11 protein-coding genes are annotated in these 13,394 nt (G+C 33.1%); 5 read left to right on the top strand and 6 right to left on the bottom strand.

Features of this window, described 5'->3' with window-relative positions:
- Positions 1–299: 299 nt before the first annotated feature.
- Positions 300–2,084, top strand: a complete 1,785-nt coding sequence (gene argS / locus ABJM36_RS09815) for an arginine--tRNA ligase (RefSeq protein WP_348451287.1) — start codon at positions 300–302, stop codon at positions 2,082–2,084.
- 5 nt (positions 2,085–2,089) lie between these two features.
- Here argS and ABJM36_RS09810 read toward each other — a convergent pair whose 3' ends face one another.
- From ABJM36_RS09810 to ABJM36_RS09800, 3 genes are all read right to left on the bottom strand, one after another.
- The gene (locus ABJM36_RS09810) at positions 2,090–4,435 is read right to left on the bottom strand and encodes a TonB-dependent receptor plug domain-containing protein (RefSeq protein WP_348451286.1); all 2,346 of its coding nucleotides are present in this window, start codon (positions 4,433–4,435) and stop codon (positions 2,090–2,092) included.
- Positions 4,428–5,327 carry a FecR family protein gene (locus tag ABJM36_RS09805; protein ID WP_348451285.1) on the bottom strand — a complete coding sequence of 300 codons (900 nt, stop codon included), beginning with the start codon at positions 5,325–5,327 and terminating at the stop codon, positions 4,428–4,430. Before ABJM36_RS09805 ends, ABJM36_RS09810 begins: the two co-directional genes overlap by 8 nt.
- Before the next feature lie 169 nt (positions 5,328–5,496).
- Positions 5,497–6,012: an RNA polymerase sigma factor gene (locus ABJM36_RS09800; protein ID WP_348451284.1), complete on the bottom strand. Its 516-nt coding sequence runs from the start codon at positions 6,010–6,012 to the stop codon at positions 5,497–5,499.
- A 146-nt stretch (positions 6,013–6,158) separates the two neighbouring features.
- Here ABJM36_RS09800 and ABJM36_RS09795 point away from each other — a divergent pair, with 146 nt between their 5' ends.
- The 4 genes from ABJM36_RS09795 (at position 6,159) to ABJM36_RS09780 (ending at position 11,350) form a co-directional block, all read left to right on the top strand.
- Positions 6,159–7,907 carry a hypothetical protein gene (locus ABJM36_RS09795; protein ID WP_348451283.1) on the top strand — a complete coding sequence of 583 codons (1,749 nt, stop codon included), beginning with the start codon at positions 6,159–6,161 and terminating at the stop codon, positions 7,905–7,907.
- Positions 7,908–8,316: 409 nt separating this feature from the next.
- On the top strand, positions 8,317–9,645 hold the full coding sequence (gene ffh / locus ABJM36_RS09790; protein ID WP_348451282.1) for a signal recognition particle protein: 1,329 nt from the start codon (positions 8,317–8,319) through the stop codon (positions 9,643–9,645).
- Between the two features lie 69 nt (positions 9,646–9,714).
- On the top strand, positions 9,715–10,593 hold the full coding sequence (folD, locus tag ABJM36_RS09785; RefSeq protein WP_348451281.1) for a bifunctional methylenetetrahydrofolate dehydrogenase/methenyltetrahydrofolate cyclohydrolase FolD: 879 nt from the start codon (positions 9,715–9,717) through the stop codon (positions 10,591–10,593).
- Between the two features lie 28 nt (positions 10,594–10,621).
- Positions 10,622–11,350 carry a TIGR02206 family membrane protein gene (locus tag ABJM36_RS09780; RefSeq protein ID WP_348451280.1) on the top strand — a complete coding sequence of 243 codons (729 nt, stop codon included), beginning with the start codon at positions 10,622–10,624 and terminating at the stop codon, positions 11,348–11,350.
- Between the two features lie 40 nt (positions 11,351–11,390).
- Here ABJM36_RS09780 and ABJM36_RS09775 read toward each other — a convergent pair whose 3' ends face one another.
- From ABJM36_RS09775 to ABJM36_RS09765, 3 genes are read right to left on the bottom strand one after another with little or no spacing between them, the layout of a single operon-like run.
- The gene (locus tag ABJM36_RS09775) at positions 11,391–12,167 is read right to left on the bottom strand and encodes a pseudouridine synthase (RefSeq protein WP_348451279.1); all 777 of its coding nucleotides are present in this window, start codon (positions 12,165–12,167) and stop codon (positions 11,391–11,393) included.
- 20 nt (positions 12,168–12,187) lie between these two features.
- Positions 12,188–13,015, bottom strand: a complete 828-nt coding sequence (locus ABJM36_RS09770) for an alpha/beta hydrolase (RefSeq protein WP_348451278.1) — start codon at positions 13,013–13,015, stop codon at positions 12,188–12,190.
- Positions 13,016–13,387 carry a cupin domain-containing protein gene (locus ABJM36_RS09765; RefSeq protein WP_348451277.1) on the bottom strand — a complete coding sequence of 124 codons (372 nt, stop codon included), beginning with the start codon at positions 13,385–13,387 and terminating at the stop codon, positions 13,016–13,018.
- Positions 13,388–13,394: the final 7 nt, after the last annotated feature.

Here is a 13,394-nt window from a genome sequence, read left to right as displayed (position 1 = left end):
TTTTAATACCAATAAATTAGACGAAATGAGGCATGAAAAACAGTGGAAATATCGACGAATAGATGAACGGTATATATTGCGGATAATATTTTAATTTGTCAACTAAATACTATAAAAACAGGGGTGTTTTGATTAGTTTTTTGTAAATAAATCTTGCTTTGTTATTTGTAGTTTAATAAGCAAAAAGCTCTTGTTTTTGCAAAATGAATAAGTAGCGTTTTTCTAAAGGAAATTCTAAATTAAATTAGCTATTAAACTTGATTAAAAATTCTATCTTTGCAGCCTTAAAAACGAGCAGTATGAGCCTTCAGGATACCTTATCAAATTATGTAAAACAAGCTGTTAAAGCAGATTTTAACATCAATTTAGAAACCGTTGAATTTCAAGCTACAAGAAAAGAGTTTGCGGGAGATATTACCGTAGTTATTTTTCCTATGTTACGTTTTATTAAAGGGAACCCGGTGCAAATAGGGGAAACTATAGGTAATTATTTAGTTAATAATGTTACCGAGGTTAAAGGTTTCAATGTGGTAAAAGGGTTTTTAAATGTTGAAATTAGCGATGCTTATTACCTTAATTTTTTCAATGGCATTAAAAACGATAGTGCATTTGGTTTTGTTGCACCTAAGGCTAATGAAAAAGCTGTTATGGTGGAGTACTCGTCGCCAAACACCAACAAACCATTACATTTAGGTCATGTTCGTAATAATTTGTTAGGTTATAGTGTCGCCGAAATTTTAAAAGCTTCGGGTAAAAAAGTATACAAAACTCAAATTATAAACGATAGAGGTATTCATATTTGTAAAAGTATGTTGGCTTGGGAAAAATTTGGAAACGCTGAAACCCCAGAATCAACAGGATTAAAGGGCGATAAATTGGTAGGTAACTATTATGTTAAATTCGATCAGGAATACAAAAAGGAAATTCAAGGTTTAATAGCTAGTGGTAGTACAGAGGAAGAAGCCAAGAAAAATGCTCCTTTATTATTAGAAGCTCAAAACATGCTTTTAAAATGGGAAGCAGGCGATAAGGATACCGTTGCGCTTTGGACAAAAATGAATGGTTGGGTGTACAATGGTTTTGCCGAAAGCTACAAGAATTTAGGAGTAGATTTTGATACACTATATTACGAAAGTAATACCTATTTGTTAGGAAAAGAGTTTGTTGCCGAAGGTTTAAAATCTGGTGTTTTTGTAAAAGAAGAAGACGGATCTGTTTGGTGCGATTTAACCGAAGACGGATTGGATAAAAAAATAGTGCTTCGTGCGGATGGCACAGCGGTTTATATGACCCAAGATATTGGTACAGCCATACAACGTATAAAAGATTTTCCAGATGTTGGTGGTATGGTTTATACGGTTGGTAACGAACAGGATTATCACTTTCAGGTTCTGTTTTTAATTTTGAAAAAACTAGGTTTCGAATGGGCCAAAAATTTATACCATTTAAGTTATGGTATGGTCGATTTACCTAGCGGGAAAATGAAAAGTAGAGAGGGTACTGTTGTTGATGCTGATGATTTAATTGATGATATGGCTTCAACTGCCGAGGAGATTTCAGAAGAACTGGGTAAACTTGATGGCTATTCAAATGAAGAGAAAAAGGACCTTTACAAAACCATTGGTTTAGGTGCTTTAAAATACTACATCTTAAAAGTAGACCCTAAAAAGCGAATTCTGTTTGATCCTAAAGAATCTATCGATTTTCAAGGAAATACAGGGCCTTTTATACAATACACTTACGCACGTATTCAATCTATATTACGAAAAGGTAATCTGGATTCAGGCGTAACCATTAGTGCCACAGATATAGAGCTTCATCCAAAAGAAAAGGAGTTAATTAAGCAAATCCAGTTATTTCCTGAGGTTATTCAAAATGCGGCAAACAATCACAGTCCTGCATTAATTGCCAATTATACTTACGATTTGGTTAAAGAATTTAATTCTTTTTATCAAAACGTATCAATTTTAGGTGCAGATAACGATACTGAAAAAACGCTAAGAGTGCAACTTTCTCAAGTAGTTGCCAACACTATTAAAAACAGTTTTAGCCTATTGGGAGTTCAAGTTCCAGAGCGTATGTAACCTAATTAAAACTGAACTCTAAAACTTACATTAGGGGTAATGCCTAGTGATATGTTTTTAATAGTGTCAATATTTTTATTTTTGTTTAAAGTGTAATACGTGTTTATTATGTTTTTTTTATTAAAAAGATTCCAAACGGAAGCTCCTAGTATAGCATTTGCAGAATCAGAAATATTAAAGGCATAAGTTGCAGAGCAATCTACTCTTAAATAATCATCTAGTCTACTACTATTGGGAGGTTCATACGTGATTCTATTATCCTCTGAATTATCAGTATGAGAAGGTCTTGTGTCCGGCAATCCGGAATGCCAATTTAATCCTGCGGCAAATTTTAAAGTGCTGTTTGTATAAGTGCCCGCAAAAGTAACTGCATGTTTTATGTCTGCATTATTTGGGAATTTTTTACCATCATTTAAATCATCAAAAGTGCAATTGTTACTGCTATATGAATAAGAAATCCAACCGCTTAGTACATTACTAAATTGCTTGTTTAAAAGGACATCAATACCTTTAATTTCATAACTACCAATGCTATTTACAAATTGAAATTGGTTTTGAAACCCTTGGCTTCTAGTTGTAATACCATTAACTTTTTTTATGTAGGTTTCAGCACTTATCAATAATTTATTTTTATTGTAATGTAAGCCTGAGGAAAGCTGTTTGCTTTTTAAAATAGGAATAGGGTAGATAGTTTGATTATCATGAATAACAATATTTTTATTATTGTTTGAAAGTACCCAACGGCGTTTTTCTATCCCTAAAAAATCGTTTTGTAAATCGATGATTTGTGAGGTGGTTTGGCTTTTAAATTCGCCTAAAACTTCAAAACGAAAATGGTTTAAAAAGCGTTGCGAAAAACTTAATCTCGGTTCAGCAAAAACCAAATCAAATTTTTCAATATAATTTAATCGTCCGCCAAAAGATATTTTGGTTTTAACATCATTGGAGAGGAATCTAGTTTCGGCATAAACAGAATGACTTCGTATAACTTCTTTAATAAAGCTTCTAAAGTTGGGGTTATTAACGTCTTCTAAATTACTAATGCCAACCTCTGTAAATTGATAGCCACTATTAACTTTTAATTGGCTATTTGCCTTGTAATTTATGTCTAGTTTAGCTGAACTATCAAACACTTCATTTTTTTGAATTAAACGTTGATTATTAATAACATCAAAATTGGTAGCATCCAAATCATAATTAGATATATAAACTTGGGCGGATGTTTCAAGTTTATCATTCCAATCTCTTGTGTAGGTAATTCCTAAAGCTAAGTGTTGTTGAGATAATTTACTTTTTAAAGCTTCATTTTTAGTTTTGTTAGTAGATTGTTCATCATAATTTAAGTTGTTATTTATATTTAAAAAGTGAAATCTTACTTTATCTTTTTTAGTAAAATCATAAAGAAATTTAGCTGAGATATCATAAAAATAAAAAGATTCATTTTGTGATATAGAATTGCTGTTGTTTTTAGATTTTTCAAAATCTGAATCTTGGAAAATACGCTTGAAATATTGGTTGTAAGTTGCTGTGTTTATTAGGTCTGTTACAGAACGTCGTGTGGATAATTGTAACTCCGTTTTTTTAGATAAAGGTACTTTTATATATCCGTCTGTATTTATCAAATTGAAACCCAAGCCTGCTTCAAATTTGTTATCAATAACATCTGGTAAATGCATGTCGATGATACTTGAAATTCCATCACCGTATTTAGCGCCTGTTCCATTTTTATATATGTTAATGCGCTTTGTTGTATGAGGGTTAAAGGCAGAAATTAACCCGAAAAAGTGACCAGATTGATACATTTTTATGCCATCCCAAAGGAGTAAGTTTTGGTCGTGAGTGCCACCTCGAACGTTTATATTTGATACTGTTTCATCAGTGCTTAGTACACCAGGAATTGCCTGTATGGTTTGTAAAACATCAGGTTCTATTAGTCCTGGTAGAATGCCGAAAGTTTTTGGCTTAATAGTTAATGAGCCATCATTCAGTTGTGTAATACCTGTTGTTAAATAGTTGGTTACAACAACTTCTTCAAGGCTTTGCATCCTAAAACTGCTTCTTTTCTTTAGTTTAATTACCACAATAAGATTATCTAATAATTCAAAATCTAATTCTGTTTCAGATTGGAGAAACTCTATAGTGTCTTCTAGTGATAGGTATTTGCTTGGAGGTGTAATCTCTATGTTTTTAACCGAATTATCAGCATAAGAAAAACTAATGTTATGTGTTGCAGATATAGCTTTTAAAACCGGAATAAGCGGTTGCTTTTCTTTTTGAATAGTTTGGGCTTTTACCACCGCAACATTCAAAAAAAATACAGATAACACAATAGAAAATAGAGTTCTATTCACCTTTTATTGTAATCGTATTATTCAATTTGTTATACGTTGCACGCAAAGGAAGGGTAATTGACTTTAAAGCCAAATCCATATTGTCGTGAGCAAAACTACCTGTAAATAGCTGTTCGGTATCAATACCAATTAAGGTAATTTCAACATTATATTGTCTTTCAAATTCGGCAATAACAGTTTTGTAAGGCAAGCTTCTAAACATGCTAGTGTTATTTAACCACGAAGGCATGTTGCGGTTTTCTTTTTCTTTAGCAATTGTTATCCCATCAATAATTAAAAAACGGTCTCCAGGTTTTAATTTTGTTTCGATAGTGTTGTGGGTAACTCCAACAAGTCCTTCGTAGCAAATAACTTCAAAATAATTATCTCGTTGTTTTATATTAAATTGTGTTCCATAAACCGTAACGGTTCCAGATGTTGTTTTTACTTTAAATGAAGAGCCTTTGGCCACCTTAAAAAAGGCTTCTCCAATTAGTTTTACTTCGCGTTGCTGTTTCCAATCCTTTTTATTGAAAGCTATAAAAGACTTGGCGTTGAGGGAAACGCTAGAAGCATCCGGTAATTCTATAGTTGTTTTTTGTGCATATTCCGTAGAAATTTTAGTGTCTAAAGTGGTTGTGTAATAGTATAAACCAAAACAAATAGCAAGTATAGCTGCAACACGCATAAATGGTTTTATCCATTGCGTTTTAGGTTGAGCTTTTTTATTTTTAATTGTTGTTAATACGTTTTCTAGTTGTTTGGACGTATTGTAGTCTTCAGCTTTAAAAGCCTGCAAGCTGTCATTTAACTTTACTAAATCATTATAGTCTTCAAGGTTTTTAAAAGCCTTAAGTTCTTGGTTATTTAGATTGTTATCCAACCATTTTGATATGAGTTCTTCTCGTTTCATTTGTTCACATTATTGTTTTTTAACTGTCAAATGCGATATGTATATTATGTTTAGAAATTCATATTAAAAATTTTAGAAATACTCATTTCATAATCTTAGACACCTATATAACAGCTAACTTTACTTTTTTCCTACCCTTCCTTAAAAAAACTTGTTTTTAATAGCTAATCTAAAGTTCCTTAATATCCTTCCGTAATTTTGTTAAAGCGCCATAAATTCGTTTTTCAACTGCTTTGGTCGAAATATCTAAAATCTCAGCAATTTCTTTAAAACGTTTTCCTTCAACCCGATTCATCATAAAAGCTTCACGTTGTGCTTCGGTTAAATTAGAAAGTGCTTTTTGTAGTTTAACCTTATACTCGGCTTCCTGCATTAAAAACTGAGGGGTCTCATTGGTGTGCGTTTTAGGTTTTGTCTGATGATGTTTTAAAACTACTTTTTGGTGAGCCACCTCATTCAGCATTAAATTATTGGCAGTAGTAAACACAAAACTCTTTGCTTTCTCTGGCGAAACCTTTGCGCAGTTTTCCCATAATTTAATAAAAGCTTCTTGTACTTTATCTTTTGGGTTCAATAAATCTCCAAACTTATAATATAGAAAGTTGTGTAAATCTTTAGCATGTTTATTAAAAATGGAAGAAAATAAGTGTTCTTCACAAATATTATTATGTAGCTGTTTCCCCATTTATAGTATTAGTTAATAGCTCTAAAATAAGGCTTTTTGATAATTTTGGATTTTTATTTTTTATTTTTTTTTAAAGTGGGGTAGGAATTTTTAAAGTTAACTTGTTTTATAATCAAAATGCTATGTTTAACCCAAAATCATTTATTATGAAAACAACTATAAAGACATTGTTACTGCTTTCTTTTTTTGCCCTTCTTATGTTCACCTCTTGTCAAGATGAAGTCACAGAGATTTCTCAACCAGAAGATACAGAAGCTCTAACTGCCGAATCTGAGCTCACTGCATTAATGTTTTCCACATCTATTATGGACGGATCTGCCGATAATATTATTGATAATGCCAGTTGCACATCTGTCAAGTTGCCCATAACGGTTGAGGTTAAAGGGCTGCAAATTATTATTGATTCCAAAGATAATTTCAAAATTATCGAAGCACTTTTTAATGAGTTTGATGATGATGAAGATGAGCTTGATATTATATTTCCAATTACTATTATACTTTCAAACCATGAAGAAATAGTCATTGAAAACCATGATGCACTAGAAGATATTATTGAGGATTGCCAAGGCGAAAATGAAGATGATGAGGATATTGAGTGTATCGATTTTAATTATCCCATATCATTTTCAGTATTCAATACAGACTTTCAAATTATTAATGTTGTAAGAATTGAAAACGACAGGGAGTTGTATTATTTTTTAAAGCGAGTAAAAAATGCTGAAGTTATTGCGAGTCTTAATTTCCCAATAACACTTGAGTATGCCGATGGCACTACCGTTGATGTTAATAACAACCTACAATTAGCAACAACAATTAAAGATGCAAAAGATGCATGTGATGAAGATGATGATAACGATTATGGTGATGACGATTTTACTAAAGAACGCTTAGATGAGTACTTAAAAATTTGCCCATGGGTGGTTTATGAGTTCGAACGGAATAATCTAAATAGCACTTCAGAATATAAAGAGTACGCTTTAAACTTTAAAGAAGATGGGGTTGTTATAATGCGGGCTAGAAATGGTGATTTATTAACAGGAACCTGGAGTACACGTGTTACAGATAGAGGAGCGCTTTTAAAATTAGAATTTGAAACTTTAGCAGATTTCACCTTAGAATGGATTGTTTATGATGTTGAATACGGTAAAATAAAACTATTCGAAACCGGTGGAAACAGAATTATCATGAAGAAAAACTGCGATGTAGTTATAGATATTACTAAAGAGCGTATAGAAAACTTTTTGCAAGCTTGCCTATGGAGAGTTGCTCGTTTACAAGTAGATGGTACCAATAATGAAAATGACTATATAGGAACACCACTAAAATTCTACGAAGACAATGTTGTAAAACTTAGAGTTAACGGAGAGTTAGTACAAGGAACTTACCAAGTTGGATTTAGAAATACAGGTTTCACGTTACAAATCACTTTAGAGGGCAGACCAAATTTAAAACTAGAATGGTTAATTACATTTTTGGAAGAAGATTTAATTAAGCTTGAAAACATAAACAATCAAATGATTTTAATGAGGCATTGTCCTGATGAAGATGACGATTTAAACTATATTGAGGCTGTAATGATTAATGGCGAATGGGAAGTAGCTTCATATATAGATGGCGATGTAGACAAGACAGAAAATTATTATTTGTACACTATCGATTTCTTAGAAACTGGAAGAGTAAAAATAACAGATCCAAATAACGGCCTAACTGCAGGATCTTGGTTGGCATACAGAAATGATGGCTTAAACCTTGGAATGTATTTTGGAAACAACCAGCCATTTGGCGCATTAAATCACAGATGGAAAATCAAAGAAATTACACCTAACAAAATAGAGTTAGTAGATTTAAGTGCTAATGGAGGTATAGAGCGTATTCTAGTTCTAGAAAAGAAATAAATTAACTTGTTTGCTTAAAAGAGAAACTTACATTTTCAGTTGGTTTGGTAAATTAACAAAGTTTCCTTTTCAAAGGCTGTCATCCCCAAATGACAGCCTTTTTTTATTTATTTGTTTTTGGGGCGTTACCACAAGGGTCGGGCTTTACGTTATAAGTCCTCGCTCGTGCCTCGCTGTGGGCTTTCCACTGCAATCCCTAACGCGGGGCAGTTTGCAGTGGGTAGTTTTCAGTCAGCCATCAACTAGGGTATTTGTAATGCATTAAAAAAAATCCTTTTAGGACAAACTTGTTTAAGTAAAACCGTAATTCAAGTCAATAAAAACGAAATATTTCGTTATTTTTGCAACTTAAATTTTAATTATGGCCTAGTCTGCTTATTGGAGACTACCAACTGAAGACCTAAAAACTATGTTTAATAATTTAAGCGATAAATTAGATAAAGCCTTACACGTATTAAAAGGGCACGGAAGTATCACAGAAGTTAATGTAGCCGAAACTTTAAAAGAAGTTAGACGCGCATTATTAGATGCCGATGTTAACTTTAAAATAGCTAAACAGTTTACTCAAACCGTTAAGGAAAAGGCATTAGGGCAAAACGTATTAACAACGTTGCAGCCAGGGCAATTAATGGTTAAAATTGTTAAGGATGAGTTAACCCAACTTATGGGTGGCGATGCCGAAGGGATAAACCTATCAGGGAAACCAAGCATTATCTTAATGTCGGGTTTACAAGGTTCTGGTAAAACCACGTTTTCTGGTAAGTTAGCTAATTACTTAAAAACTAAAAAAACTAAAAAACCTTTATTAGTAGCTTGTGATGTGTATCGTCCAGCGGCAATCGACCAATTGCATGTGGTAGGAGAGCAAATAGGCGTAGAGGTTTTTAGTGATAAAGGAAATAACGATCCTGTTGCTATTTCGCAAGCGGCAATTGCCCATGCAAAGGCAAACGGACATAATGTGGTTATTATAGATACCGCAGGTCGTTTAGCTGTCGATGAAGCGATGATGACCGAAATATCTAACATTCATAAAGCCATAGAGCCTCAAGAAACTTTGTTTGTTGTAGATTCTATGACGGGGCAAGATGCGGTAAATACAGCAAAAGCCTTCAACGATGTTTTAAATTTCGATGGGGTTATCCTTACCAAATTAGATGGTGATACTCGAGGTGGTGCAGCTATTTCAATTAAATCTGTAGTTAATAAACCCATTAAATTTATTGGTACAGGTGAGAAAATGGAGGCTATCGATGTGTTCTATCCATCGCGTATGGCAGATCGTATCTTGGGCATGGGTGATGTGGTATCTTTAGTAGAAAGAGCACAAGAACAATTTGACGAAGAAGAAGCTAGAAAACTTCAAAAGAAAATAGCAAAAAACCAATTCGGGTTTGATGATTTCTTAAAACAAATTCAGCAAATTAAGAAAATGGGAAACATGAAAGACCTTATGGGTATGATTCCTGGTGCTGGTAAAATGTTAAAAGATGTTGATATTGACGATGATGCTTTTAAAGGTATCGAAGCCATTATTCACTCTATGACACCAAAAGAACGAACAAACCCTTCTGTGCTAAATGCGAGTAGAAAAAAACGTGTAGCAAAAGGTTCTGGTACGTCGGTACAAGAAGTTAATCAACTTTTAAAGCAGTTTAACCAAATGAGCAAAATGATGAAGATGATGCAAGGTGGCGGCGGTAAAAAGATGATGCAGATGATGAAGAATATGAGGTAATTGAATAAAAAATTAAAAAATAAAAGTTTGTTGCCAACGGCTAATAGCCAATAGCTAATTCCATTGAATATGACAATTTTAGACGGTAAAAAAGTAAGTAACGACATTAAAGACGAAATCGCTGAACATGTTCAGTCCATGATTTCTAAAGGAGAAAAAGTGCCACACCTTGCTGCAATTCTTGTAGGATCGGATGGCGCAAGTATGACCTATGTAAATGCTAAGGTTAAAGCGTGCGAGCGTATTGGTTTTAATTCAACGCTTATTGAGTTGCCAGATTACACCTCGGAAGCCGAGTTACTTGAAAAAATTAGCGACTTAAATACCAATAAAGATATTGATGGGTTTATTGTGCAACTGCCTTTACCAGATCAAATCGATGAGCAAAAAGTACTAATGGCTATCGACCCGGATAAGGATGTCGATGGATTTCATCCCACAAACGTAGGGAGAATGGCTTTAGATTTGCCAACCTTTTTACCTGCAACACCGTATGGTATTATGGAGTTGCTTGAGCGTTATCAAATTGAAACTTCTGGAAAAAATGTAGTGGTGTTAGGGAGAAGTCATATAGTTGGCCGACCTATGAGTATACTAATGAGCCAAAAACGTAAGGCGGGTGATGCTACAGTGACCGTGGTTCATAGTCGTTCAAAAAATTTAGAAGAAATTACTAAAGAAGCTGATATTATTGTTGCTGCTATCGGGATTTCGGAGTTTTTAACAGGCGATATGGTTAAGGAAGATGTTGTTATTATCGATGTAGGAATAACACGTGTTCCAGATGCTACCAAAAAGAATGGTTACCGACTTGCAGGCGATGTACACTTTGAAAGTGTAAGTCAAAAAGCAAGTTTTATAACCCCTGTTCCTGGTGGTGTAGGCCCAATGACGATTGCTATGTTATTAAAAAACACCTTATTGGCTAGAGAAAGACATATTAAATAAAATAATTAATATTTAATTAAATTGCATTATGAGTTTTATAATTTATAATGCAATTTTTTTGTTTAAAAGGGTTGCTATTGGTAGCTTTCAGCATATTGTCCCGATAGTTTTAGCCATTTTATTTGCCATTGTTTTTATACGTTTTGCAAAGCATAGATTATGTGAAACGCAACAAAAAAAAGCACTACATATATTGGCATGTTTTATAAGCTTTATAGTTATTTTATTTCATGTACATAAAATGAGTTTGGGGAACTATAATTTTTCAACCGATTTGCCTTTATATTTATGTAGTTTAATGGGGCTTCTAATTCCTGTGTTTTCCTATTACCGAAGATTTTTAATGTACGAAATTTTGTTGTTTTGGATTATTGGCGGCACATTACAGGCCGTTTTTACTCCCGATATAGCCATAGGGTTTCCTAGTTTTGATTATTTTAGGTATTGGGTTGTACACCTAGGCCTTTTAGTTGTTATTTTTTATGCCACTTTCGTATTTAATATGCGCCCAAAATTTAAAAGTATATTTAAATCGGTAGGCGGTCTATTGGTCTATGTGTTAATTATGGTAATTATAAATAAACTTTTAGATGCCAACTATTTTTATCTGAATAAAAAGCCACAATCGGCTTCCTTGCTAGATTATTTTGGCGAGTGGCCTTGGTACATTATTGTGGTGCAATTAATAGTAATACCTCTCTTTTTATTAATTTATTTGCCTTTTTATTTAGAAGAAAAGAGGAAGGTAAATAAGTAATTAAAAATAGAATTAAAAGGTTGCAAAGTATTAATCGGACTTATCGTTTAAAGTTTCTTTTCGCTTTAGTACTATTATTTTGTTTAAAGGTTTTTGTGCTTTCTTCTAAAAGTAAATTTAAGTTTTTAAACTCCTCTTTGGTTAATTCACGATATTCTCCAAGGGGTGTGTCTAACTTAATATTCATAATTCTAACACGTTTTAATGTTTGTACCTCATAGTTTAAATAATCGCACATACGTCGAATTTGCCTATTTAATCCTTGTGTTAAAATAATTCTGAATTTATAAGTACTAAGTTTTTCAACTTTACATTTATTGGTTGTTTTATTTAATTCTGCTAAAGGAATGCCTCCAGACATGCGTTCAATAAATGTTTGCGAAATAGGTTTATCAACCGTAACAATATATTCCTTTTCATGGTTGTTACTGGCGCGCAGAATTTTGTTTACTATATCCCCATCATCAGTTAATAGAATTAAACCTTCACTTGGCTTATCTAAACGGCCTATAGGAAAAATCCGTTTTGGGTAGTTTAAATAATCAATGATGTTATCTTTTTCCACGCTGGTATCTGTTGTACACACAATGCCCACGGGTTTATTAAAAGCTAAATAAACAAAAGACTTTTTGGTGTTAATAATTTCTTTGCCATCAACAGCAACCACATCTTCTGTAGCAATTTTAGTACCCATTTCTGGAACAACGCCATTTATGGTTACACGACCAGCGTCAATGAGTTTGTCGGCTTCTCTTCTAGAACAGTAACCAACTTCACTTAAAAATTTATTTATACGTTTTAATGTAACTTCTGCCATGGTTCAAAAATACAACAAACTTAGTCGTTTAAAAAGTCTAAAATGTTTTGATATACCGGTTTAGATTTTAAACCATGTCCAAAACCTGTTGTAGCTAGAAAATTAGCGTTAACATAGTTTTCTTTAAATTTTAATCCATCGTTAAATGGAATAATTCTATCCTTTTCATCGTGAATGATAAGGCCTTTAACCGAAATCTCTTTAGAGAAAACGGAAGGAGCAAAATATTCAGGGAGATTGTTATAGTGTTTTAAAATATAATCGTCTAATGCTTTTATGACACGGTTGCTATATCCCATCATGTCTGCGTAACGATTTAAAACACCAGTGAAGTTAGCAGGAGCGCCCAATAAAACAAGTTTTTCTATCGATTTTATTTGGTACTTGTACTGAAAAAATACCGTTGCCATTCCACCAACAGAATGTCCAATAATGGTTTGAATATTAAATTTTTTTACTACAACATTTATGCAATCGGCATACATAATGGCGTTAAATGTTTTTCCTGTTGAAGCCCCGTGTCCTGGTGCATCCATAGCTATAATGTTATAGTTTAAAACTTTTAATTCCTCAATTAAATCTTTCCACCTAAAGGTATTACTTTCCCAACCATGTGCGAGTAAGATGGTGTCTTTATCGCCTTTCCAATGGTAGGTGTTTATTGAAATGTTTTGGAAGAAAATTTGTTCCTGGTTTGCAGCCTTTAGGTATGCTGATTCCTTAGGGGTTATTTTTCCTTTTTTAGGGGTAGAAAACAATAATATAGCTAATTTAGCGGCAATCTTAGGGGTAAAAACACCAATAAGATTTATAAAAAAACCTATTATTTTAGGAATGAAGTTTTTCATTTAAGTGTCTTCTCGGTTTACTAAATCAATAGAAAAAGCAGGGGTGCAAATAGCAATGTATTCACAAACTTCAGTAAAAGGGTTTGAATATTGTACTCGTGTGTTTCTTTCAATTTTAATGGATTGCCCCGCTTCTAAAATTATTTGTTCGTCTTCTATTATGAATTGTTTCTTTCCGCGAATTATAATTGTGAATTCATCAAATTCAGGTGTTTGAAAAGGTTCAGACCAACCTGCTGGAGCGATCATATGTGCAATACTGATTTCAGAATTTCCGTCGGTAGTTTTTCCAAAATGTTCTTTTATAATTTTACCATCTGTTGTAGGAACAACAAATGGACTCGTTTGAATGGTATAGCGTTTTTTAGACATGTTGCTT

It is taken from the genome of Algibacter sp., assembly GCF_039977455.1.
In the GTDB taxonomy this organism is placed as follows: Bacteria; Bacteroidota; Bacteroidia; order Flavobacteriales; family Flavobacteriaceae; genus Algibacter_B.
Note: the sequence above shows the minus strand (reverse complement) of the source record. Positions and strands in the feature narration are given on the sequence as shown.